Here is a 24,055-nt window from a genome sequence, read left to right on the forward strand (position 1 = left end):
CACGTTGCAGGGAAGGCGGTATGTCTTATCTATTGCAATTCTGCGGATTGTCAGAGCCGCTGCAGATGTTCTATCTGGAGCAGACATCTTCCGCCGCCGACCACAGCGGCCCCGTCTTCGCAGGCTTTCGCCCCTTTCAGCTCGACGACCTGCTCGGTTGGGCTCTGGCCTCCTCGCAGCAGCGGGGCTGGGACCCTGAAGGCATTCAGCGCACCGTGCTGAATGTGTGGATGGAGCGCGCCGAGGTGATCCGTCAGTGGCAGCTGCGGCTGCGGGAAGAGCCCAGCGACCGGCTGATCGTGGCGGGCCTGGGCACCCGCGACGACTGGCGCCACCGCTGCGAGCGCATGCTTCAGGCCTGAGCGCCGAGCAAACTCCAGAGCAGGCCCACCGCCACCGGCACGGCCAGGTTGTCGATGCCCAGCAGGGCGAACTGCTCCAGCAGCATCGCCGCCGCCGCGATCGCCACCAGCGCCGGTAGCGATGGGCCCAGCCCGCCGCCTGCCTGCAGGGCCAGCCGCAGGGCCGCCATCACCGCCAGGCTCACCAGCCCCATCGCGCTGGTGCCCAGCAGTGATTTGCGCTGGCCGGCGATCGTCCAGCTCGGCGACGCGATCGACGCCCCCAGCAGGCCCGCCAACCCATCGCCGCAGGCCATCACCAGCACCCCGGCCGCCACCGCATCACTGCGCTGCGGCCAGAACAGGGCCAGCAAGGTGGTGATGGCGGCGCCGTAGGCCACGGTGCCGTAGCTGGCGCGGCCCACGTCCTCCACCGCCGGCAAGAGGCGGAAGCGGTGGTTGAGCGCCGCCGCCACGGTGACCGCCGCCGCCGCCGGCAGGGCGATCCAGCGCTCGATTCCCAGCCCCCAGGCGATCAGCACCACCGGGCCGGTGCCGATGTGCAGCACCTTGCGGCTCCACTCCGCCCGCTGCGGCCAGCGCGCCCGGGTCTGCAACGCCAGCAGCACCACCAGCGCCAGCCACAACAGAACGGCGGCAACCCCGAGGGCCTGCCGCCATTCCTCGCCCAGCCCCTCCCACCAGAGCGGCAGCGCCAAGGGCCTCAGGCGGCCTGCTGGAAGTTGCTCATCAGCCGCAGCTTCATGATCGCCTTGGCCTCCAGCTGGCGCACCCGTTCGCGCGACACATTGATCGCGCGGCCGATCTCGGCGAGCGTGAGCGGCTCGGAGCCCTCCAGGCCGAAACGCAGCTTGAGGATCTTCTGCTCCCGCTCATTGAGCTGGGAGAGCCAGGCGCCCAGGTGCTCCTTCTGCAGGCTGCGGTCCATGTGGTCCATGGGCTCGTGGCTGGCCGGATCGGCGATCAGCTCACCCAGGGTGCTGCGGTCTTCCTCGCCGCGGGCGTGGGCGTCGAGGGAGGCACAGGGAGCGCTCTGGGCGATCAGCTCCTCCAGCTCGCGGGGCTCCATGCCCATGGCATGGGCCAGCTCCAGCCGGTTGGGCTGGCGGCCGAAGCGGTGCGACAGCTCGCGGGTGATGCGCCGCATCTTCGAGAGCTTCTCGGAGATGTGGATCGGCAGCCGGATCGTGCGGGCGCTGTTGTCGATCGCCCGGGTCATGCCCTGGCGGATCCACCAATAGGCGTAGGTGGAGAACTTGTAGCCCATGGCCGGATCGAACTTGTCGACGGCGCGCTCCAGCCCGATCGCCCCTTCCTGCACCAGATCGAGCAGCTCGAGGCCCTGGTTCTGGTACTTCTTGGCGACGCTCACCACCAGCCGCAGGTTGGCGGCCATCATGCGGTCGCGGGCACGGGTGCCCATGCGGATCTGGTGCCGCTGCCGCACGGTGAGACTCTCTGGAGGCAATTCGAGCAGGCGTTTCATCCCCTGCACGTGATGCGCCAGTTCAATCTCTTCAGCCGCCGTAAGAAGTGGTACACGGCCGATGTTGCTGAGATACCAGCCGATCGAATCGACGCTCAAACGCCCACTGGACCGCTGTTGACCCACCCGCGGCGGTGGCTTGATGCCGCCGCCCGCAGCCGAAGCTGCAGATGTGGATCGCGGAGGTGTCCCCATCACCCCGGCCTCCTGCTAGTTGTGGCCGGAACATAGCAGAGGCATACCGATAAAAGGGTAATGAATCGGTTACTTTCGCCACAAATAAGTCGTCACATCTTTGTTTCTCAATTATTCGCGTGCGGCGTGGCTGTTGTGGTGGCCTGCGTTTCGCCACGTTGAGTGTCGGCCGCCCGCCAGGGGCAGCGGCCACCGCTGTGCGCAGACCCTGATCCGGGCTCAGGCGTTTGCTGCGGGTTGCAGCGAAGTGCGCCAGCCGTTGATCAGATCCAGCTGGGCGCAATGCTCCTCCCCTTCCGCCTGCCGTTGGATGAAGGTGCCGTCGGGTTGCATGTCCCAGGCGGCGACATTGTCATTGAGATACGTATCGAGCAGCCGATCTAGCACTAGGTGCTGGGCCGGATCCTTGATCGGTGCCACCGCTTCCACCCGCCGATCCAGGTTGCGGGGCATCCAGTCGGCGCTGCCGAAATACATTTCCGGTTCGCCGCCATTGCCGAAGCGGAACAGGCGGGAGTGCTCCAGGAAGCGCCCGATCACGCTCACCACCTTGATGTTGTCGCTCACGCCGGGCACGCCCGGCCGCAGGCTGCACATGCCCCGGATCACCAGCTCAACAGTGACCCCGGCCTGGGAGGCCGCATAGAGCAGGGCGATGATCGGCGGATCCACCAGCGAATTCATTTTTGCCCGGATCGAGCCGCCGAGGCCGGCGCGGGCATGGTCGATCTCACGCTGGATCAGCCCCTCCATGCCCTTGCGCAGCGTGACCGGCGCCACCAGCAGGCGGCGGAAGCTCTGCTGCTTGGAGAAGCCGGTGAGGTAGTTGAACAACTCCACCAGATCTTTGCCCAGGTCCTCGTTCGCCGAGAGCAGGCCGATGTCGGTGTAGAGGCTGGAGGTTTTGGAGTTGTAGTTGCCGGTGCCGATGTGCACGTAGCTGCGCAACCGCTCCTTCTCCTTGCGCACCACCAGCATGATCTTGGTGTGGGTCTTGAGGCCGAGCACCCCGTACACCACATGCACGCCGGAGCGCTCCAGCTGGCGGGCCCACTGGATGTTGTTGTCCTCGTCGAAGCGAGCCTTCAGCTCCACCAGCGCCATCACCTGCTTGCCGTTCTCGGCCGCCCGGATCAGCGCCGAAATGATCGGTGAATTCTTGGAGGTGCGGTAGAGGGTCATCTTGATCGCCATGACCGAGGGGTCATCGGCGGCCTGGTTGATGAATTCCTCCACCGAGGTGGCGAACAGGTCGTAGGGGTGGTGCAGCAGCACGTCGTTGCGGCGCAGCACCGCGAAGATGCTCTGGAAGTCTTCGGCCTTGAGTGAGCCATCTTCCAGGCGGCTCTTCTGGGTGCGTGCCAGGGCCGCGTTGGTGCGGCCGATGTGCGGTTTGTCCTTGAGCTGGGGCAGGGGAATGGCCAGCAGGCTCATCAGGTCGTCGAGGCCCAGGGGGCCATTGATCCGGTAGAGGTCTTCCGGCTCCACATCGGTGGCTTCCACCAGCTGCTCCACCACCTCCTCGGGCATCTCATCGGCCACCTCCAGGCGCACCACCTCGCCGCCCCGCCGCCGCTTGCGCAAGCCTTCCTGCAGCGCCTCCATCAGATCGTCCGCCTCCAGATCCCGGAGTTCCAGGTCAGCGTCGCGGGTGATGCGGAAGAAGTAGTGCCCCTCGATCGTCATGCCGGGGAACAGCAGTTGCAGGTTGAAGGCCACCACCTGCTCGAGCGGCACGGCGCAATACACCACGTCCTTGGCGTTGCGGCCGCTGAGCTCGGTGGGGATTTCCACGAAGCGCGGCAGGTTCTTCTGCGGCACCTTCACCCGGGCGAACTGCTGCTGGCCAGTGTCCGGATCGCGGATCAACGCCGCCACGTTCAGGCTCAGGTTGCTCATGAACGGAAACGGGTGCGCCGGATCCACAGCCAGCGGGGTGAGCACCGGAAAGATCGCCGTCTTGAAGTAGTCGTCGGCCCACTGTTTCTGGGCCTTGTTGAGCCGCTGGTAGTCGAGCAGGTGCACGCCGTGCTCCGCCAGGCTGCGCTTCATGTGGCCGCGATAGTGCGCCTGCTGCTGCTCCAGCAGCGGCCGCAGCCGCTCATGAATCGCCTGCAGCTGCTGCTTCGGGGTGAGACCGTCGTCGCTGAGGGTGTCCACACCCGCCTCCAGCTGCGACTTCAGCGAGGCCACCCTCACCATGAAGAATTCATCGAGGTTGTTGCTGAAAATGGCGCTGAATTTCGCCTGTTCGAGCAACGGCGTGCGGGGATCGAGTGCCTGGGCCAGCACCCGGCTGTTGAAGGCGATCCAGCTCAGCTCCCGGTTGATGTAGAGCTCCGGGGCCACCACTGGTTCACGCATCACCCACTGCCCTCAGGACCTGTGCCGGCACCAAGGTAGCCAGCAACCTGCATCACTTCTGTACAGCGGTTGCTTGCCTTTGCGCCCCGGCTTGGGGTAACCCAAAGGCGATCAGCACCGCCACGCCTGCCAGCAGCACGATGCTCAACCAGAACGGGCTCTTTTCGCCGATCAGTTCATAGGCCACCCCCGCCAGCGGCGGGCCGATGAAGCTGCCCAGGCTCTGCAGGCCCTGCAGGCTGCCCAGGGCAGCGCCCTGGCCGCCGCTGTCGAGCCGCCGCGACACCAGGCTGCGCAGGCTGGGGGTGACCAGACCGGTTCCCGCCGCCAGCACCGCCACCGCGACGAACACCAGCGGCTGGGCGGTGGCGGGGGTGGCCAGCGGCACCAGCAGCGTGCCGGCGATCACCATTCCCAGCCCCGCCATCGTGAGCCGCCATTCGCCGAACCGCTTCACCAGCGGACCGATCAGGCCCCCCTGCACCAGCGTGGCCACCACGCCCACCACCAGGAAGGCCGCGGCCGACAGGCCCGGCCCCCAGCCGAACATCTCCTTGAAATAGAGCACCAGCACGGCGGTGAAGCCGTTGAACGCCAGGAAGAACAGGAAGAAGGCCAGGCACAGGCGCCGCACCTGCGGGTTGCTGAACACCTTGCCCAGCTGGCTGAGCGGGTTGAGTTCGCGCTTGCGCGGCAGCGCCTGGCGTGCTTCCGGCGGATGGGTTTCCGGCAGGGCGGTGAGCACCAGCACCAGGTTCACCGCCGCCACGGCCACGGCCACCAGCAACGGCAGGGTGAGGCTGATCTCCGCCAGCAGCCCCCCCAGGGCAGGGCCGAGCATGAAGCCCACGCCGAAGGCCACGCCGATCAGGCCGAACGCCTTGGCCCGCTTCTCCGGTGGGCTGATATCGGCCAGCACGGCACCGGCGGTGGCGGCCGTGCCGCCGCTCACGCCATCGATCAGCCGCGCCACGAACAGCAGCGGCAGCGGCCAGGCACTGCCCGCCGGCCAGGGCACCGCCAGCGTGAGCGCAAAGCCGCCCAGGCCGAGCACCGAGCCGGCCACACAGCCGGCGATCACGGGCCGCCGCCCGAAGCGGTCGCTGAGGGCGCCGATCAGAGGCGTGAACAGGAACTGGGCCAGGGCGTAACTGCCCGCCAGCAGCCCCAGCGTGCGGCCATCGCTGGTGAAGCTGGCCAGCAGAAAGGGCAGCAGCGGAAACACGATGCTTTCGCCCAGCCTGTCGTTCAGCAGGGTGAGAAAGACGCAGAAGCGGGTGGAAGGGCGCGGCCAACCCATGGCATCAACGCGCGGCAGTGCCCATACCTTCCCATGGGAGCCCTTAGCCGCGGCGCCAGCTGTGGAAGCGTTGCAGCAGCGCCAGGGTGCGCTGGGGGGCGTGGGCCCGTTTCCAGGCTCCGGCGGCGTACTTGCTGGCTTCCGAGAAGGTGGGGTAGGCGTGGATGGTGGAGAGGATGCGGCCGAGCCCGAGCCGCCAGCGCATCGCCAGCACGAATTCCGCCAGCAGTTCGCCGGCCTGCTCCGCCACGATCGTCACCCCCAGGATCCTGTCGCTGCCGGGCGGGGTGAGCACCTTCACGAAGCCGGTTTCGGCGCTTTCCACGATCGCCCGATCCAGCTCCTGCAGCGGAAAGCGGGTGATCTCCACCGCCACCCCCTGCCGGGCGGCCTCCGCTTCATTCAGCCCCACCCCGGCCACTTCCGGATCGGTGAAGGTGGTGCGCGGTATCACCCTCCCATCGACCTGAAAGCGGCGGAACGGGGCGAACAGGGCGTTGACACTGGCGTACCAGGCCTGGTGGGCGGCGGTGTGGGTGAACTGCCAGGGGCCGGCCACATCGCCGGCGGCGTAGATGTTGGGGAAGAGGGTCTGCAGTGCGCCGTTGGTGTCGATCGTGCGGCCAGTGGGAATGCCCAGCTCCTCCAAGCCGTAGCCGCTCAGCCGCGCCTGCCGGCCGATAGCGCAAAGCACCTCATCGCACAGCCGTTCGCTGTGCACGGGCGCCCCGGCAGGGCCGGTGCTGATCAGCACCACCTTGTGTTCGCCGTCAGGCTGCCCGCCGTCAGGTCCCTGTGGGCAGCCTGGGGCCGTCGGTGCCGCCGCCGCCGGCCTCCGCTCGAAGCCCCGCACCGTGCAGCCGGTGAGCACCTCCACCCCGTCGGCTTCCAGGGCCTGGAGCACCAGCGCGGCGGCGTCGGGGTCTTCGCGGCTGAGCAGCTGCGGGCCCCGCTGCAGCAGGGTGACCCGGGCGCCCAGGCGGGCCAGAGCCTGAGCCAGTTCACAACCCACCGGTCCGCCCCCCATCACCACGAGGCGCGGCGACGCCACTGGACAGTCGCGCAGGGCCTGCCAGAGGGTTTCGCTGGTGAGCAGACCCACCGCGTCGGCGCCCGGCAGATCCGGCAGCACCGGGCGGGCGCCGGTGGCCAGCACGATCGCGGGCGCCGTGAGCCGTTGCTCCTCGCTGCCGTCGGCCCGGTGGATCGCCACGGTCCAGGGGTCGATCAGGCGGCCATGGCCGCGCAGCACCTCCACCCCCAGCCCTTCGTAGCGTTCGGCGCTGTCGTGGGGGGCCACCGCCGCCACCTTGGCGAACACCCGCTCCAGCACCAGCGGCAGCGACACGCTGGGGTTGTGGGGGGTGAGGCCGTAACGATCCGCCCGGCGCATGCGTGCCGCCTGGCGGGCCGTGGCGATCAGGGCCTTGCTGGGTACGCAGCCGGTGTTGAGGCAGTCGCCGCCCATGCGATCGGCCTCGATCAGGGTCACCTTCGCCTTCACGGCGGCGGCGATGTAAGCCGTGACCAACCCCGCCGCGCCGGCGCCGATCACGATCAGGTTGCGATCGAAACGGGCCGGACGCCTCCAGGGGCGGTAGAGCCTCCAGCGCTCCCAGCCTGCCAGCCCCAGCCGCGCCAGCCAGGGGAAGGCCCCCAGCAGCACCAGCGACAGCAGCAGCGGCGGCGTGAGGATTCCCTCGAGGCCGCGCAGCTGCGCCAGCTGGGTGCCGGCATTCACGTAGACGAGGGTGCCGGCCAGCATGCCGATCTGGCTGGCGAGGTAAAAGGTGCGGACGGGCAGCGGCGTGAGCCCCATCACCAGGTTCACCAGCACAAAGGGAACCACGGGCACCAGCCGCAGGCTGAGCAGGTAGAGCACCCCGTCGCGGCGCAGGCCCGCCTCGATCGGCGCCAGCCGCGCGCCGAAACGCTGCTGCACCGGCTGGCGCAGCAGGGTGCGGGCCAGCAGGAAGGCGATCGTGGCGCCGGCGCTGGAGGCGAACGACACCAGCAGGGTGCCGAGCCCCAGCCCGAACACCGCCCCTCCGGCCAGGGTCAGCACGGCGGCCCCCGGCAGGGAGAGCCCGGTGATCAGCACATAGGCGAGGACATAGAGGACGGCGCTGCTGATGGGGGCCCGCTGACGCCAGGCCAGCAGGCCGGCGTGGGCCTCGCGCAGGGCGTCGAGGCTGAGCAGCCGGGGCAGGTCGAACAGGAAGAACAGCGCCACCAGCCCTGCCAGCGCCAGCATCAGCAGCCAGCGCCCGGAGGTGCTGCGGCCGGGACCGCCCTGGCCGGCAGTCCGCGTCAAGCCGCCAGCGCCCCGCCGCAGCTGGAGCCGCTGCCGGCGGTGCAGCCGAAGCAGTGGTCGGCCACCTGGATCGGGTCGCCGCTGGGGTCACGCCGCAGCAGATCACGCAGGTGGGGGCGACCGGCAGGATCCGCCGCGGCGGCAGGACCACCCGCGAGCGTCAGGCCCAGCTGCTGGTTGAAATCACAGTCGTAGAGGTGGCCCTGCCAGTCGACGCTGATCAACTGGCGGCACATCACTTGCTCCAGGTTGGCGTCGCGGTGGCTGCGGCGCAGCAGCTCCAGGTAGCCCTCCAGCTGCCCCTGGGCGCTCAGCACCGCCGCGAACCGCTGCACCGGCATGTTCGCCAGGGCATAGAGGCGGTTGAACACCACGCCGTGGTCGGCCGCCAGCACGCGCCGGTAGTCGGCCTCCAGCGGCTCCTGCTCCGGCGGCAGCACCGGTCCCTGAGGGTTGAACACCAGGTTCAGCTCCAGGCCCGTGCCCGGCTGGCCGTAGCCGAGGGCATTGAGCTGGCGCAGGCCGTCGATGCTGCGCCGGAACACGCCGGAGCCCCGCTGGCGCTCCACGTTGTCCTGCAGGTAGCAAGGCAGCGAAGCCACCACCGTGACCCCCTCTGCGGCCAGAAAGGCGGCCAGATCCTCCTGGCCCGGCTCCTGCAGGATCGTCAGGTTGCAGCGGTCGATCACCTCCACCCCCAGGGCAAGGGCGCGGCGCACCAGGTCCCGGAACTGGGGGTGCAGCTCCGGTGCGCCGCCGGTGAGATCGAGGCAACGCACGGCGCGGGCCGCCAGCACCGGCGGGATCAGCGCCAGGGTGTCCACCGTCATGCTTTCGGTGCGGCTGGGCCCGGCGTTCACATGGCAGTGCACGCAGGCCTGGTTGCAGCGGTAGGTGAGGTTCACCTGCAGGGTGTCGAGCCCCTGGCGGTGCAGCGCCGGGAAGGCGGTGGCGGCCAGGGCGGGCTGGATGGGGCTGGGGGACGGGGCGGACATCGCGCGGCTGGGGTCAGATCGTGTCGCCGAGCACCTGACGGCCTGCGGGCCTGGCGCCGTGGCCACCGAGCGGCTCGACGCTGACCGACACGCTGCTGGCCTGGCTGGTGGGGGAGGTGGGAATGGGCATCGCCACATGGCCCCTGGCGTCGGGCACGAAGGGCACACAGCCCACCAGGCGGCCGTTCACCTTGGCCCACAGCCGGTAGGTGTGATCAGGCGGCGGCGGCGGCAACCCGTCCACCAGCAGCATGTTGTGGCTGGGGTTGCCGGTGACGATCACCGTGCCGCTGGCGGCCCCCGCGCCCGCCATGGCCCGCAGCGGCATCTGCCGGCTGACCGCGCTGAGCGGCGCACCATTGGCTAGTTGCTGCTGCAGCTGGGCCAGTTGGGTCTGGGTGCGGTGCAGCTGCACGCCCACCGCCAGCAGACCGAGGCCGAGCGCGGCGGCGATCAGGCCGGGCAGACGTGGCGTGGCCGGGCGCGCCAGCAGCCGCTGCCGCAGGGCAGCTGGCGGCGTGCTGGTGGCGGGCAGGGCCAGGGGCAGCAGCTCCAGGGTGGTGCTGAATTCATCGAGCCGCTGGCGCAGGGCAGGTTGCTGGCGCAGGAGTTTGGCCAGCTGGACGCGCTCCGCTTCGTCGAGGTCGCCGAGCGCGTGGCCGGCCAGCAGGGCCTCCACGTCGAGTGGTTCGCCTGCAGCGTCGTGGTGGCTGAGCGGGTGGTCGCTGCTCATGGCTGGGGGTGGAAATCGATCAGCAGCGTCCGCAGGCGGATCAGCCCCTGCCGGGCGCGGGTTTTCACGGTGCCGAGCGGCAACTGCAGCCGTTCGGCGATCGCCGACTGGCTCAGGCCCTCGTAATAGGCCATCTCCAGTACCTGGCGCTGGTTGGCGGGGATCGTCTCCAGGGCGGAGCGCACCCGCCCGGCCAGGTCGTCGGCTTCGGCGCAGTCCTGCGGGTTGCGCACGGCGGCCGGGAACAGCTGGGACGACCAGCGTTGCACCAGTTGCCAGCGGTTCTGGCGCTGCTGGATGCGGTTGAACGCCATCGAACGGGTCATCAGCAGCAAGTAGGCCAGCACCGGGCCCCGCTTCGGGTCATAGCGGCCCTGCTGCCAGTAGCGCACGAACACGTCGTGGCAGAGGTCTTCGGCTTCCTGCGGGGAGCGGCACAGGCGCAGCGCCAGCCGGTAGACCGGCGCGCCGCAGCTGTCGTAAAGGGCGGCCAGATCCTGGTGCTGCCCGCTGCCGGCAGGCAGGGGTGGTGTGGCGGCGGCCTCCGCTTCGGAGCGGCTCACGGGCACGGTGAGGGTGGATCGGAACGGCATGGTGGGGATACCGCTGACTTCCCGGATCGGATGGGGCGGGGCCAGCGGCGTTGGCCAGCGGCGGCCGGCAAACCGCCGCTGCCGGTCACCGGTATCCCCTCCGCACCCTTTGGCCTCGAACGTTCCGTGATCACGTTTTCCCTTTCCAGCGTCAGCCGCGCTGCCGCGGCGCTGGTGCTCAGCGGCTCCACCATGCTGGCGGCGCAGGCCATGGAGCCCCAGCAGCAACGGGGCACCTTCATCAAGGCCGAAGCACCGGTGAGCGGCGGCTTCGTGATCAAGAACGAGGGTGGCAAGCGGCTGCTGATGCTCAGCAGGGACTTCAAGACCAACGACATGGCCCCCGACCTCAAGGTGGCCTTCAGCCCTTCGGCCACCCCCCTGGCCGGCAGCAAGCCGCCTGCCTACCCGCTCAAGCCCGGCAGCTACACGGTGCTGGCGCCGCTCAAGGCCAGCAAGGGCGGCCAGACCTACGTGATCCCCGCCTCGATCGATCTGAGCAAGCAGAAGTCGGTGCTGATCTGGTGCCGCCAGTTCAACGCCACCATGGCCTGGGCACCGATCCAGCCCGCGAAATAGGCGCCCGGAGGCGCCATGATCGGCGCCATGGATGCGGCCCCGACCCAGCTCAGCCACCTCAACGCCAGCGGTGAGGTGCACATGGTGGAGGTGGGCGACCGTCCCGCCAGCGATCGCCGCGCCGTGGCCGAGGGCTTCATCGCCATGGATCCGGCGGTGCTGGCGCTGGTGCTCGAAGGTCGCGCCGCCAAGGGGGATGTGCTGGCGGTGGCGCGGGTGGCGGCGATCCAGGGCGCCAAGCGCACCTGGGAGCTGATCCCGCTCTGCCACCCGATCGCACTCACCGGCCTGGAGGTGCGCATCGAGCCCAGCGCCGATGGCCGCGGCCTGCGCGTCGAGGCCGCCGCCCGCACCACCGGCCCCACCGGCGTGGAGATGGAGGCGCTCACTGCCGTGCAGGTGGGCCTGCTCACCCTTTACGACATGGTCAAATCCGCTGATCCGGCCATGACCATAGGCCCGGTGCGGCTGTTGAGCAAGACGGGGGGACGCCACGGCGCCTGGTGCCATCCCGACGCCGTGCCCTCCTGAGCCGTCACCCCCGATGAGCAGCAGCGCGGCCCCGCTTGAGCCCTACCCCCGCGAAGGCCTGCCGTTGGAGGAGGCCCGCCGCCAGGTGCTGGCCGCGCTCACGCCCCTGGCCGGCAGCGAGACGCTGCCGCTGGCGCAGGCTCTGGGCCGGGTGAGTGCGGTGCCGGTGCTGGCGGCTGAAGCGGTGCCGGGCTTCCGCGCCTCGATCATGGATGGCTACGCCCTGGCCGCGGCCAGTGTCCCGCAGGTGGGACACTCCTGGCGCCTGGTGGGACGCTCGGCGCCGGGCGCCCCCTACGCCGCGCCGCTGCTGGAGGGGGAAGCGATCCGCATCCTCACGGGTGCGCCGCTGCCGGAGGGGGCCAGCCGGGTGCTGCCCCAGGAGCTGGTGGAGGCCGATGGCGAGCGCCTGAGCCTGGTGCGAGAGGCGGGCCCCAACCCCTGGATCCGCGCCGCCACCGAAGAGGCCGCACCCGGCCAGGAACTGCTGGCCGCCGGGGTGCGGCTGGGCCCCGCTGATCTGGGCCGGCTGGCCAGCTGCGGTGTGGCGACCCTGGCGCTGCGGCGCCGGCCCCGGCTGGGGCTGCTGATCAGCGGTGATGAGCTGGTGCCGGCCGGCAGCCCGCGCGCGCCGGGTCAGATCTGGGAGAGCAACGGCACCCTGCTGGCGGCACTGCTGGCGCGCCTGGGGGTGGAGGTGGCCGAGCAGCGGGTGGTGGCCGATGCTCCCGAGCGCCTGCGCGCCGTCCTGCTGGAGCTGGCCGCCAGCTGCGATGTGGTGGTGAGCACCGGGGGCGTGTCGGCGGGCGACAGCGACTGGATCCGGCCGCTGCTGGCGGAGCTGGGGCAGGTGAGCTTCTGGAAGCTGTTTCTCAAGCCCGGCCGCCCGTTCGCCTTCGGGCAGCTGCAGCGGCTCGGCGCAGACGGCACCGTGCCGTTGTTCGGGCTGCCCGGCAATCCGGTGGCCGCGGCGATCACCGCCCTGCAGCTGCTGGTGCCGGCGTTGCAGGTGCTGGAGGGGGCGCCGGTGCAGCCGTTGCCGCGCCTGAAGGTGCGGCTGGCCGCGGAGCTCAAGCGTGGAGCCGGCCGCCCCGAGCTGGCCCGCGCCCGGCTGCAGGTGGGCCCGGAGGGGGAGCTGCTGGCGCTGGTGGAGGGCAGCCAGGCCTCCTCCCGCATCGGTTCGCTCCAGGGCGCCGACCTGCTGCTGGAGATCCCGGCCGAGCTGGGCACGCTGGCGGCCGGCAGCGTGCTTTGGGCCCAGCTGCTGCGCCTGCCGATCTTCTGAGCGCCTATCTCAGTAGGCCGTGTTGCCGGACACCCAGGTGCCCACGCCGCCGCTCCACTCCCGCTTCCAGAAGGGGGCCTCGTGCTTGAGCGCTTCGAGCAGCTCCTGGCCGCCGCGCTGGGCCGGGCCGCGGCGGTCGGCGCTCACTGCCACCAGCACGATCGTGTCCCCTGGCAGCACCCGCCCCACGCGGTGATCCACACGCACCGCCCGCAGGCCATGGCGCTGGGCGCAGTCGGCGGCGAGGCGGGCGATCTGCGCTTCCGTCATGCCGGGGTAGTGCTCCAGCTCCAGGGCCTCCAGCGGCGCCCCTGCCGCCGTGATGCCCCGCACCCGGCCGATGAAATGGGCTTCGGCAGCAGCGGGCTCGGCGCCGCCGGCCGCCAGGCTCTGCTGCCAGGCGGCGAGCGTGACGAGTGGATCGAAGGGTTCCGGGTGCAGCTGCAGCTGCAGGGCGCCGGTGTCGGGGAGCGGATCAGCCACCGGCTTCAGCCCCCACTGATCGGTGGCAGGAAGGCCACCTCGGCGCCGGGCGCGAGCGGCTGGTGAACCCCGGCGAACACCTGGTTCACGGCCACCCGCACCTGGGCCGGCAGCGTCTCTCCCAGCCCCAGCTGCTGCCACAGACTCGCCGGGGTGGGGGCCGGAGCGCCGGCGGGCAGCTCCACACGGCGCTCCGCCCAGCCGGCCTGCTCCCGGAGCGCGGCGAACAGCCGCACGGTGATCACGGTGGAGTTCACGCTGGCGGTCACGGCCGTGTGGTCACCAGCACCCGGTGGCGATGGTCGGAGGCAACGCGACGCAGCCCCACGAAACCGGCCTCGCTGAGTGCCGGCGGCAGGTCGAGGCGGAAGCAGTCCTCCAGGTAGGGCTCGGTGCTCTTGAGCAGGGTCGCCAGCGGCGGCGGCATGGAGCGGATGGCCTCGGCGAGCCCGCTCACCCGCACGTCGCCATGCCCGTGCCGCTCCAGCCAGTCGGCGAGCCAGCAGAGGTTGCCCTCCTGGTAGGCGTGGAAAAGGGCGCGGTAGTAGGCGGGAATCTGCGTGGCCGGGTTGGTGCAGGCCTCCTGCAGCGGCTCCGCCTGGCGGCGCAACTCCTCCCGGCGCTGCCGCCAGGGGATGCCCCGGGTTTCGGCGGTGCGGATCATCATGCGCCGCGCCTGCAGAAACAGCAGCTGCCGCAGCGGTTCCACCGCCAGCACCGCAGCAATCAGCCGCCCCAGCGCCGTGCGGTCATCGACCCAGTTGGGGGGAGTGCTGGCGCCGGAGGTCATCGTTGCGCTGAACTCACAAGGCAGGACGGCCATCCTGCCGCTCCCGGTGGTGTGTTGATGCCGTTGTGGCGGCGCGCCGGATCGAGCCGCGTGGATCAGCCGGAGATGCGAAGCACCCGTTCGAGCAGATTCTGCTGCAGACGCAGCTGGGTGCGTAGTTCACCGATTTCGGCGTTCTGCTGGATTCTCTGGCGGCTGAGTTCACGCTCCAGCGTTTCAATCCGACGCAGCAGCATCAGTTGCTCCTCCTGCTCGGGAAAAGGGCGATCGCGGGGCACCATTTCACCTGGCCGGATGAGGGTCCACTTCCTTCCTCTCACCACAGGCTTGAAGACAGGCAACGACTGCAGCACCAGATCTTCATTGCTGTCGGTGCCCCGCGGCGTGCGGAACAGCTGCTGGAACGTTTCACTCCCCCACACCCAGGAGGGGGGATCTGTGCAGACCCAGACCACGGCATCCCCACTTATCAGTTCACAGAGCTGGAAGGTCGATCCGGTTTCGGCGGTGGTGAGGAGCAATCCGTGTGGATCGGTGCGGGTGAGCTCGGCAGGTGCTTGATACGCGCCAATGGCCTGGGGCGAGCGGCGCAGCAGCCGGGTCAGCAGGAGTTCGTCGACAGGCCAGAGATGGCGGGAGGGCAACGGCTGGCCTTCGTGATCCCGCGGCAGTGGCGGCTGTGCTTGCTGTGACAGAAGCTGTTCGACGTGTTGCTCAAGATGCAGAAGGCGCTCCAGCGGTGAAGGAAGGGTGCTCATCTCAACCCTCCTGCTGCCGGGTGAAGCGAAGCTCGATACGGCGCCGATCGGCACGATCGGTTGTGTCGGCCGGGGCGTAGGCGCCATCATTGGCGATCAGGCTGCCGGCGGAATAAGGACGGATCGTCAACCCGATCTTGCCTTCTGGATCGAGCCGGCTTTTGAGGTGATTGGCCACTGCCAGGGCGCGCAGTAGGCCGAGGTCGGCATTGGATCCCGCCCTGTAGCCGCTGAGGGTGGCGGAGCGGTTGGCCTTGGGCATCAGCAGATCAAGGTTGCTGGTACCTGGTGAGGGCTGGCCGTCAGTGTGTCCGATCACTTCCACACTGTCGATCCGGTATTTCTGGATTGTTTCAAGAATTTCAGGTACGCGTCTGTCCAAGGCCTTGATGAACTCCGGGCTCAGCACATAACTGCCGGTGGGGAAGCGAAAGGATTCGCGCTCCGTGAGCCGCACCAGTGGTGGCTTCTCGTTATCCGAGCGTGCAAGGGCCGAGATCGCAATGGTGAGCACCAGAATCAGAAGGCTGCTGCTGAGCAAATCGGTATAGCCAGTCCAGTAGTTCGTGTCATCTTCACTGGTGCGGCGAGCCTTACGGGCCATGGTCAGCGGCCCCCTTCAGCTCTGTTGTCGTTATGTGGCTCCAGTGCGCTGATACTGGCCACGCGGGTTTGCAAGTGATAGAGCTGCTGTAGCAGATCCTGGGAGATGGCCTTGGCAGAGAGCATTGGCTCACCCAGCTGAGACAGTGCGGCCTGCTGGCGTTGGATGGCGCTAGCCAAATCACCCTGTAGCTGTTGGCCCAACTGTTCAATCTTCAGGCGAGCCATTTGACTGCGCTCAGCCAGCACCTCATCACTTTCCATCTTGGCCTGCTGCACCGAAGTCACGAAGGCTGTGGTGAGGCCATCAAGGCGTTCAACATTGCGGTTCCAGTTGGTGAGGGCTGTTTCCAGCGCGGAAGCGAAGACCTGGCAACTCTCAGCAACGGATCCATCGATTGTGAGCCGGCTCTGCACAGCTTCGGCGATCTCGATGGCGAGTTTGCGGTCACGCATCACCTCCAGGCGGGTTTCGCGCAGTTGTTTTGCAGCTTCTTTCGTTGCTTGCGTGCCCACGTCCAAGCTGGTGCCGACCTGTTGCAGGGTTTTGATTTCGTTGTGGATCTCCTGGCTGGCCCTGCGGCAGGTTTCCAGTTCCCGCTCGGCGATTTTGGCTAGCAGTTGCCATTCATTCTGCGTGCTTAAAAGGCCATCGCGCACATCCACCAAGCGGGCGCTCAGCCCATCGCTGCTTGTCGTGAGCTGCTCACTGGAGTCGCGCAGGCTCTGCACGGCGTGTTGCAGGGTTGTGGCGAAGTCACTGTCGCGGAAGGCATGGGCAGCCTGAACGAAGTCTTGTCCGCTTTCATTGAAGGCATTGGCCACCGTGCCGAGTTGACGCACCGCGATCTGCGCTTCAGCCGCGAGGGTTGCATTCACATCAAAGATCTGGTTGAGCTTGGCGGCGAAGGCCTCGCCCATGGCCGTTTGCACAGCGGTGGAAATGGCTGAGGGCAGGTTATGGGTGGAAGCATTCAGATCTTGAATGGATTGGCGTAGGGGGGTGATCACCTGGTTGCCGAGTTCCAGGGGGAGCACCGTTTCCAGCCAGCTGCTCAAAAGGGCTTCGCAGCGCTCCAGGCAGCTCCTGGTGCCGGTCACCTGGGTCCAGATCAGAACCACGAGGCTGAGAAACAAGCCCAGCAGACTTGTCTCGAATGCCGTGCCCATCGGCGCCACAATGGCGGACAGTGCCGAGATGGTGTCTGCCGTGCTGGCGTTCTTCTCGAGTGCTCCGCTGATCTCACTGAGGCCAGCCGTGAGGCCCGCGAAGGTGCCCAGCAGCCCCAGGGAGATGAGGATGCCCGGCGCCTGCCGCAGCCAGCTCTGGGCGGCGGCGGCTGTGATGTTGCGTGTGAAGAAGGGCAGTGAAATCGTTTCGATCTCGCCCGCACTGAACTCAGCGGTGTCGACGTTGTCGACGTGGGTGAGCAGGGCGATGTAGCGCGTGCGTATCCTCACCAGCCGTTGATCAACCTTGGAATCGTTGAGGGAGCCGTCCTGGTGGAGCTGGGCCAGCTTGGTGGCCAGTGGCGTGGTGAGCCGCGCCAGCAGCAACGACAACCAGAGGGCAACCAATGCCACCAGCAGCTGAAGTCCAAGAACAACGCCTTTGGAGTGATCAATCAGCGCAGACAGGTCTGAAGCAGCGATTGGGTCGTTCATCAAGTCGTGGCGGCCGCTGCTGCCTGTGGTGGCGGAGGAAGTTCATGGTAGAGGCTGGCAGCGGGAGGTTGACTGATTGTTCGAGCGGTTAGCTCTGACATGAATTGAGAAGGTCTGCGCAGGAATCGCTAGGGTGAAGCTCTAGCTGAGCCCAAGTGGAACCGAATGGCCGAGGACGACAAGATCGTTCAATCGATCAAGTTTCTGCTCAAGAGCGTGAAGCAGCTCAGCGATCGCTTCCTCCAAGCCGATGCAGAGCTGAATCAGACCATTGCCGCCATCCATGGGGATCTCAGCGATCTGCGCGAACGCGTGGAGCATTTTCCCCAAGGCCAGCATGAAGGAGGGGCAATTGACAGCTCCACTGGTGGACGCTCAAGCCCACCCGAGTTGCCTGTACGGCCAGAGACTGCCAATCGTCTGATTCCTGTTCTCAATCTATCTGTGGCGGCCATTCTGGATGTTTATGGCAACACGCCCGTTTTGCTGGAGCCTTTTGCTCGGCCCTGTGGCGTGAGCGGCCGCACACTTAGCGGTGAGATCGAAGAGCTGGAATTGGAGGCCTTCGCCCAAGGCACCACATGGGCGCTTGAAACCCTTGACAACGGGTGGTTGCTGTTGCCGCGTCCCGGCACCTTGGGGCGCATTACCCAGCTGCAAACGTTGGGAAGGCTTTACGATGTCGACGGCAGCAAAGATCTGCCTGCAGTGCTGCACGTGATTCGTCCGGCGTCGGCTGAGTCAGTGGTGTTCGGTCGCCGTTGGCAGCTGAAGGCGAAGGGCGCATTGAGCACGACTGCGGACCCCCTCAACGCCAGTCCATGGGCAAAGATTGCGCAACTGGAGCAGCGCTTGGCGAAGCTGGAGGCGAATGCCTGAGGGTGATTCATCCCGGCACGATCACTGTTCCTTGCTTCACCACCTCCCATAGACCGCCAACCTCCCTCACTTCTGCCGGGACCTTCAATTCAGCGCTGGAGACGAGCTGGCGTTCATAGGTGAAGATCCCCTTGGCTGGTTGGTTTGTATTGAAGCTTTCCAGGGTAAGGAAGGTGGGGAACAGCCAGTTCCTTGTTTCCACAGCGATCAGTACGTAGCTCCCCCCTCCGGGGACAGATCTCAACTGTGTAGTGTGGCTGAGGGAGCCGCGAACCAGGCTGTCTTCAGATTCACTGGTGATATTCAATTCGGCGGTTGTAATCCTACGCAGTAGGCTTCTATCTCTATTCTGAGTGGCTGCTTGGAAATCCTTGATTATTATTTCCAAGGGTGTTTGAGTCGTCGATTGGGCGGGTGACTCTTGGTCTGCCTGTGTGAAGCCCGCCAGGTAGGCTGCAAAACCAGCAGAGGGGGAGGCACTCTCATTGGCTTGCGGGAAGAGTTGTTGGGGCCTTGATGATCCACCCGGCGACTTAATCTGAATGGCGAAACTGGGATCTGCTGTTGCAGATACTTCTTGACGCGTGGACTCTTGTGGCTTGTGCGATTCTTCAATGGCGGCTGCAAGCCGGATTAGCTCAGCCTTCATCTCGTGAACATCCGATTGGAGTTGTCGGATTGCAGAATTGTTTCTGGCCTCAGTTTGTTTGAGAGTGTCAATAAAAGGTGTGCTATCTTCGTCGTCTGAGCTTGTCGTATCAACTTGATCTGTGTGGTATTTGTTGGATTTGATGGGGTGGCCATCGGGCATCTCTGCTTCCACGCTATGCCTATCTCTTCTCCTGCGAAGGCTTCCCCAAGGGCTTGAAGTGCCATGATGGTTCACTCTGAAGACGACTAGATAAAGACCACAGAAAAGAAGGCCTAGTGCAATGATCGAGACAAGATACCATTTGGCGTCATCCTCCTTGGAGAGCTGTTGAATAGCCTGTATTGGATTGGTGGCGGTGGATTGAGTACTTTCTTGTTGAGTAGCAATTATATGCGCTTGTTCTCCCGTGCTATATGAGACGATGTTGCCTGGCTTGAGACTTGGACTTTGGCTAAGCATTAGAGAGGGCCTGTCTCCTTCGGCGCTAGCGTGTAATTGGGAATCACCGTAGACGGTAATAATTCCTGTCGCAATGAGTGCAAGAAAGATTTTGGCGCCCTTGGGCTGAAACCGATGCTTCATGATCTTAGGATGCAAGGAATAGAGGTTATTGCCTGGGAAATGGCTTCAAAAGCGTTCAGCCCATTGCCGTGACAAGGTGTTGATCAGAGCTCTTAGAGCGAGGACAAAGCCTGGCTCTGGCTCCAAATCGTTGATGTCTTTGTTCACGCGTTCAAGGCAGATTGCTCGAACTTGAGTCTCAACGTCACTCCAGAGTGTGTTGGGTGAAGTTAGATTGCTGATCGGCAGGAGTGTCGTGATTCTTGCGCTGCTCAACGCTGCATCGTAGTTGCTGACAAACTGCTTCAGCTCGCGAAGACTTCCTAGTGCGTAGCTTTCAACTCTGTCGATTCCGTTGAAGTCGACTCGATCAAGTGTCTCAAATACTTTGTCATTGACAACAAGTTCTTCGCCTGTGATCATTAGTTCATCGCGCGGATCAAAATCTCCCTGAAGGTTCACCCCGCTGCTGATAAGTCCACAGGATGTTTCATCCTTGAAGGCGCCAGACAGTGTTGTGCGTGCGGCACCCGTAGAGCTGGATTCAAAGCCTGCGCTTTTACTCTGCATGATCTCAAAGAGTTCATCTGCATCGCAGCCCGGTGAAAAGGAGCCGCTTTCATCCAGCCAGTTCAGGAATCGTGCGCCGTTGCCTCCCATATACACGGGGAAAGGTGCTTGCCTTCGAAGCAGGCCTTCATTCCCCAGTGCCTTGAGAATCAAGCCAAGGTAGTGATAGATCCCTCCGAAACTCACTGCCATGATGCTCACGAACTCGATCAGCTGACGCTCCTGATCGGCACGGTGAATTGGCATCCTGTCACGTAGAAGTTCATCAGACTCGTAGCGGAGGCAGTTGTCAAACCAGCTGTTGAAGTTTGGATCCTGTCGGAGTTTTGCGTCATTCTCGGAAATCTCGCCGGTGATCCCAGGTGCAAAAAGAAAGCGAATAAAAGTTGGTTTGTTCTGCAGTACGTTGGTGCAGATATTTCTGCCAGCAAAGGGAACGGAAACCTGATGCAGTAGGCGGTTTTCTTCCCAGATGCTGATGTCCGTGGTGCCACCCCCTACGTCTAGGCAAGCGGTGTGAACCATTTGTCTGTTCAGGTAGTTGCCAAAATAGCTGGCAAAGGCCACGGCTTCGGTCTGAAGACCAGCGGCCCCTCCTTCGTCCTTGAATGTCTGCCTCAGGCCCGTTAATGCGGAGAGTTCGTTGCATAGATCTGTCCAGCAACGGCGGTAGCTGCGTGCTTCGTTGGGGGAGAAGGCGCTTGGGTAGGAGACGGACCATGACACCTCTTTCGCCCCTGATGCGGCAGCATTGCTGCTGATCAGCAGTGCCATTTCCTTGAGAAACGGCTTTTGGTATTGCGGCTGACGCCATTTGAAACCTGTGCGGATGCTGGGTCCACGCAGGGCGTTTGCATTGGTACTCGGCCACTGCACACGGGCTTGATGATAGAGATCGGGAACTGAGCCTTTCACCTCTTGCCAGCCGTATGTATTCAGTGCTGTGGATGTGGGCGGGTTCGCTCCCTTTGGGAGCAGGACTTCTGGGATGAAGTATTTGTAGAGGCGGTTGAGCTGTGTTTCTTTCTCGGCAAGAGTCAGTGGGATCACCCGAGTGTCTAGTGGTTTACGGGCGGGTCCTGAACCATCGTCAACGAAGAAATTGGTAAAGGACGTCCCGAAGTCAATACCCACCCGCCAAGCGGCTGACAGGTTGGTGGCAGGTGGTGGTGGATTGACGGGAATCAGCCCGCAAACTTCTCCACGCTCGATAAGTTTGATCAGGTCTGGAAAGCGCCTAGCGGTGTAGTATTTTACACTTTCCTGCGCTTCTCGGCCTTTGTGAAGCTCATAGTCGTCAAAGCCGTCTACGGTGAGGCTTGAGCTACTGTCATCGCAGAAGATATAGAAAAGCTGCCAGTCTGTGTCCGCGATGTTTGGCCAAAGGGTAATGACGGGAAGATCCTGATCAATCAGGTTTTGTTCTTTGATTGGGAAGGATCGTGTCATTGGATAGGCCGACCGATTCCCTTGAAGTGGGAGCATCACCGTCACTTCCATCTCCATGCCGCTTCCGGTTTCCACCATTCGCAGCGTGCAGCGGCTGGCAAGTTCTGCGCTGCTGAACAAGTCTCGCATCCGCTCTCTCAGTGGCAGCAAGGGGGTGACGCGGCTGCCGTTCACCACTGGTCTTCCCTCTAGGCGGTTGGGCAGCCAGGAATTCACCAGCGCTGACTCTCCAGGTAAAAGGAAGAGTTCCGGCATGAACACGTCATCAGGTGTGAGCACCTCGATCTCGTTTCCGTACAGCCGTTCCAATTGCTGCTTGTCAAATCCCACTGATTCCAGCGTTGCAGCCTTGTACAAGGCAATGTCGTTGGCGGCCAATCCGAGCCGATTGGGCATCTCCGGATCAACCAGGATCACCGGACAGCTCGGGGTTTGATCCAGGGGCCGTAGCCGGCGATCACCCAACTCCAGGGTCGCCTGGCTCGGGCTGGTGCCACCCTTGGCAGCACGCCGCAATAGGGCTACCGCACTGGGATTCGTGGGCAGGCTTGCTACGGGGTTGTCTGAGAGGGTGGGATTGCTTGGCTTGCCGTCGATCAGCTGCCTGATGAAACGATTGAGCACGTCATCCATGTGTCCCGCCATCACCTGACTCTGCCGATCGGGAGCGTTGAGGAGGCCTTGGCTCAGGTAGTGGATCCAATCGGCCAGAGCCTTTCGCTGTTGATCGCTAAGGAACTTCGTTGGCACGCCGAAACGGCCGTTGGCCGTCCAGTTCATGCCACGAATGCCGGCGGGAAGGTGGACCGCAGGGCAGATCACCGTGGAAGGAGAGGTGAAGCCGATCACCACACCCTCCACCTTCAGCACGTGCAGGGTGTCCCAGGGGTTGCTGCGATCCGGCAAGGCATAGAGAGTTTGCTCACCGCTGGGTTTGGTGCTCATCAGGCTGCGTGCAAATGGCCCCACTGCTTCATCTTTCGTGGTGGCCAGGTTGGCGAGGGCCACCCTCTCTGCATCCAGCTTGAGCCCGAACATTTCCCACAGCCCCAAGGTGGCGATGCAGCCGAAGAGTTCCTCAAGCAGCGCTTCGCGGGTTGGGTAGCGGGGATTTCTCACGGATTGCTCAAATTGCAGCGCCCGCGACCACGGGGAAGGCAGGGCGTTGACTTGGCTGCTGGCCACCTCATACACCAGGGAATTGGCGATGGTCCCCAGTGTTCCCTGATCGCGCCCCAGCCACTCGCCTGATCGGGATCCGCCGGCCATGGCCGGATCGGTTTTGGGAAACCAGGGGTGAACAAGGATGTTGTTGTTGTCGGCGGCGGCGTCTTGGGCCATGGCGGGTCAGTGGCTTTGGTTGTGAAGGGTGGACTGGGCAGTAGCCAGAGATCAGATGTCGTCAGTAGCTGAGCCGCCAAAGGGTGTCTGCCAGACCGGCCACTCCGTTGTGGGGAATCTCCGCGGGGTTGAGCACATCCATGCGCACCTTGATGGCCTCAACTGTGTCGTTCGCTCCCTGGTGTGTGGGCCGAGCCGAGCCCTTCACCACCCGGTCGAGGGCATTTTCGTGGGTGTCGTTGCGTTCCAGCACCTGAGGGTTGAACAGCTCCTGACTGAAGCCGGTGCCGGTATTGCTGCTGAATTGTTGCAGCCATTGCAGCAGGGTTACAGTGTATGCATCGATGGCTCTCTTCAATTCCAGCTCCTCAGTGCTGGAAATGCTCGGACGCCCGGCCCGGGTGCCGCTGGCCTTGCCACTTGGCTGGAAGAACTGACTGGCCCAAGGAGCGCCGCTGAGGAAGGTGGGCATCGCCATATTCTGCGCGGCATCAATTTCAAGACTGAAATTGTTGAGCCAGGCCACAGCAAACCGCGCCGATCGGGCCATGGCTTCACCTACCTCTTGGTTGTCGGGAATGTCGTCCCAACTGATCTGATTGACAACGGCTCGACTCAGGAAGTGGGCGTAGCAGCCCGCTGCGGCTGGAGCAAGCCCGTGGCGCATGCCGAGAGCGGCCAGCAACTCAACAACGTGGGCGGAATTGTTCTGGCTGAGGCCGCCGATGCTGAAGCCGTAACGGGCCTTGATGTCGCTGCCGATCAGGTACACCTGATCGAAACAGGTGGTGCCACTGGTGCGTAGATACTGCAGAGCCGCATCGGTATTGAGCTGGAAGTTGCGGGCTTCCGCGTGAACGCCAGTGTCTGCCTGGGCTTGGCCGTCGAAGTCGAAGTAGGGGAGTAGCAGCGAGGCATTCACGCGCACGCTGCTCAAACCCCGATCCTGTAGCCAACTCTTGAGCATCTGACCCAGGGTTGGCACGCCGGAGGCGCCTGTGCCACCAAAGACACTGCCGAACAGGTGAATCACGGGGGCTTCACCACCGCCAGCCGCTGATTCGATATCGCTCAGCATCTGTTTCCATTGGCCCGTCTGGGCCTCACTGGCGATGTCCACCCGGCTCATCACCGCTGAGCCGATCGGCGGCCGGCCACGGAATCCCACGTCGAGCTCAACGGTTTGCTCTTCTGGTGGAAACAGGCAATCGAACAAAGCGGCCAGGCCGCTGGCCTGGGTACGAAGCACTGGCTTGGGAAACACCTGGGCCAGGCTGATGCCACTCGCCGCACTGCCCAGAGGGCTCCAGGTGCCGTAGTGGCGCACTTCGCCACGAGCGAAATCGCTTGCCCGATGACTCAGCAACTGCCGCATCTTGCCGTAGCGATCAATGGCCGTTTCCGCGCGAGCCAGCAGGGTGCTCTGTAGATCCGGTTCCACCAGGAAGGTGCCGAGGCGAACGGTGTTGTTGGCTTCGTTCTGCAGCAGGCCGCTGGCATGTAGGTGAGTGAGGGCTTCCAGGCACTTGGCACCACTGCCGCCCACACCGATGGCAAACAGGCTCAT

22 protein-coding genes are annotated in these 24,055 nt (G+C 65.1%); 5 read left to right on the forward strand and 17 right to left on the reverse strand.

The annotated features are described in order from the left end of the window. Positions 1-47 precede the first annotated feature (47 nt). Positions 48-362, forward strand: a complete 315-nt coding sequence (locus ACXMDP_RS01570; RefSeq protein WP_311134101.1) for a hypothetical protein — start codon at positions 48-50, stop codon at positions 360-362. On the opposite strand, the gene ACXMDP_RS01575 is transcribed toward ACXMDP_RS01570, so the two are convergent. From ACXMDP_RS01575 to ACXMDP_RS01610, 8 genes are all read right to left on the reverse strand, one after another. Beyond that, entirely contained in the window at positions 353-1,060 is a 708-nt protein-coding gene (locus tag ACXMDP_RS01575) for a diacylglycerol/polyprenol kinase family protein (protein WP_399232641.1), read from the reverse strand. The genes ACXMDP_RS01570 and ACXMDP_RS01575 overlap by 10 nt on opposite strands. Positions 1,061-1,065: 5 nt before the next feature. Further along, on the reverse strand, positions 1,066-2,043 hold the full coding sequence (locus tag ACXMDP_RS01580; RefSeq protein WP_094511236.1) for an RpoD/SigA family RNA polymerase sigma factor: 978 nt from the start codon (positions 2,041-2,043) through the stop codon (positions 1,066-1,068). 219 nt (positions 2,044-2,262) lie between these two features. Then, positions 2,263-4,407, reverse strand: a complete 2,145-nt coding sequence (gene ppk1 / locus ACXMDP_RS01585) for a polyphosphate kinase 1 (RefSeq protein ID WP_259728959.1) — start codon at positions 4,405-4,407, stop codon at positions 2,263-2,265. 52 nt (positions 4,408-4,459) lie between these two features. Further along, positions 4,460-5,707 (reverse strand): MFS transporter, encoded by a 1,248-nt coding sequence (locus ACXMDP_RS01590; RefSeq protein WP_255100421.1) that lies wholly within the window; start codon positions 5,705-5,707, stop codon positions 4,460-4,462. A gap of 43 nt (positions 5,708-5,750) precedes the next feature. After that, a complete protein-coding gene (locus ACXMDP_RS01595) occupies positions 5,751-8,021 on the reverse strand; it encodes an FAD-dependent oxidoreductase (RefSeq protein WP_259728958.1) in 2,271 nt (756 codons plus the stop codon). Then, positions 8,018-9,016, reverse strand: coding sequence for an arsenosugar biosynthesis radical SAM (seleno)protein ArsS (gene arsS / locus ACXMDP_RS01600; RefSeq protein ID WP_259728957.1), 999 nt, complete (start codon positions 9,014-9,016; stop codon positions 8,018-8,020). Before arsS ends, ACXMDP_RS01595 begins: the two co-directional genes overlap by 4 nt. Before the next feature lie 13 nt (positions 9,017-9,029). Next, entirely contained in the window at positions 9,030-9,749 is a 720-nt protein-coding gene (locus ACXMDP_RS01605; protein WP_259728956.1) for an anti-sigma factor domain-containing protein, read from the reverse strand. Then, a complete protein-coding gene (locus tag ACXMDP_RS01610) occupies positions 9,746-10,342 on the reverse strand; it encodes a sigma-70 family RNA polymerase sigma factor (RefSeq protein WP_255141487.1) in 597 nt (198 codons plus the stop codon). The genes ACXMDP_RS01605 and ACXMDP_RS01610 overlap by 4 nt, the downstream gene beginning before the upstream one ends. Before the next feature lie 30 nt (positions 10,343-10,372). Between ACXMDP_RS01610 and ACXMDP_RS01615 the strand changes: the two genes are divergently transcribed. Genes ACXMDP_RS01615 through ACXMDP_RS01625 form a run of 3 tightly spaced genes read left to right on the forward strand, consistent with a single transcriptional unit; the run spans position 10,373 to position 12,737 of the window. Beyond that, positions 10,373-10,921 (forward strand): DM13 domain-containing protein, encoded by a 549-nt coding sequence (locus tag ACXMDP_RS01615; RefSeq protein WP_259728955.1) that lies wholly within the window; start codon positions 10,373-10,375, stop codon positions 10,919-10,921. 27 nt (positions 10,922-10,948) lie between these two features. Continuing rightward, positions 10,949-11,452: a cyclic pyranopterin monophosphate synthase MoaC gene (gene moaC, locus ACXMDP_RS01620; RefSeq protein ID WP_259728954.1), complete on the forward strand. Its 504-nt coding sequence runs from the start codon at positions 10,949-10,951 to the stop codon at positions 11,450-11,452. Between the two features lie 13 nt (positions 11,453-11,465). After that, entirely contained in the window at positions 11,466-12,737 is a 1,272-nt protein-coding gene (locus tag ACXMDP_RS01625) for a molybdopterin molybdotransferase MoeA (RefSeq protein ID WP_259728953.1), read from the forward strand. A gap of 9 nt (positions 12,738-12,746) precedes the next feature. Here the strand turns inward: ACXMDP_RS01625 and ACXMDP_RS01630 are convergent, their stop codons facing one another. From ACXMDP_RS01630 to ACXMDP_RS01655, 6 genes are all read right to left on the reverse strand, one after another. Next, a complete protein-coding gene (locus ACXMDP_RS01630) occupies positions 12,747-13,220 on the reverse strand; it encodes a molybdopterin synthase catalytic subunit (protein ID WP_259728952.1) in 474 nt (157 codons plus the stop codon). 5 nt (positions 13,221-13,225) lie between these two features. Then, on the reverse strand, positions 13,226-13,489 hold the full coding sequence (locus ACXMDP_RS01635; protein WP_259728951.1) for a MoaD/ThiS family protein: 264 nt from the start codon (positions 13,487-13,489) through the stop codon (positions 13,226-13,228). After that, positions 13,486-14,010, reverse strand: a complete 525-nt coding sequence (locus ACXMDP_RS01640) for a hypothetical protein (protein WP_259728950.1) — start codon at positions 14,008-14,010, stop codon at positions 13,486-13,488. Before ACXMDP_RS01640 ends, ACXMDP_RS01635 begins: the two co-directional genes overlap by 4 nt. Positions 14,011-14,105: 95 nt before the next feature. Beyond that, entirely contained in the window at positions 14,106-14,768 is a 663-nt protein-coding gene (locus tag ACXMDP_RS01645; protein ID WP_259728949.1) for a hypothetical protein, read from the reverse strand. Position 14,769: 1 nt separating this feature from the next. After that, positions 14,770-15,372, reverse strand: coding sequence for an OmpA family protein (locus ACXMDP_RS01650; protein WP_259728948.1), 603 nt, complete (start codon positions 15,370-15,372; stop codon positions 14,770-14,772). Positions 15,373-15,374: 2 nt separating this feature from the next. Next, entirely contained in the window at positions 15,375-16,541 is a 1,167-nt protein-coding gene (locus ACXMDP_RS01655; protein ID WP_259728947.1) for a hypothetical protein, read from the reverse strand. Positions 16,542-17,201: 660 nt separating this feature from the next. On the opposite strand from ACXMDP_RS01655, the gene ACXMDP_RS01660 reads away from it, so the two are divergent. Further along, positions 17,202-17,915, forward strand: a complete 714-nt coding sequence (locus tag ACXMDP_RS01660) for a hypothetical protein (protein ID WP_259728946.1) — start codon at positions 17,202-17,204, stop codon at positions 17,913-17,915. 7 nt (positions 17,916-17,922) lie between these two features. Here the strand turns inward: ACXMDP_RS01660 and ACXMDP_RS01665 are convergent, their stop codons facing one another. From ACXMDP_RS01665 to ACXMDP_RS01675, 3 genes are all read right to left on the reverse strand, one after another. Further along, the gene (locus tag ACXMDP_RS01665) at positions 17,923-19,164 is read right to left on the reverse strand and encodes a nucleotide exchange factor GrpE (RefSeq protein WP_259728945.1); all 1,242 of its coding nucleotides are present in this window, start codon (positions 19,162-19,164) and stop codon (positions 17,923-17,925) included. A 30-nt stretch (positions 19,165-19,194) separates the two neighbouring features. Continuing rightward, on the reverse strand, positions 19,195-22,488 hold the full coding sequence (locus ACXMDP_RS01670) for a hypothetical protein (RefSeq protein ID WP_259728944.1): 3,294 nt from the start codon (positions 22,486-22,488) through the stop codon (positions 19,195-19,197). A gap of 61 nt (positions 22,489-22,549) precedes the next feature. After that, positions 22,550-24,055, reverse strand: coding sequence for a hypothetical protein (locus tag ACXMDP_RS01675; RefSeq protein WP_259728943.1), 1,506 nt, complete (start codon positions 24,053-24,055; stop codon positions 22,550-22,552).

It is taken from the genome of Cyanobium sp. ULC065, from assembly GCF_977927515.1.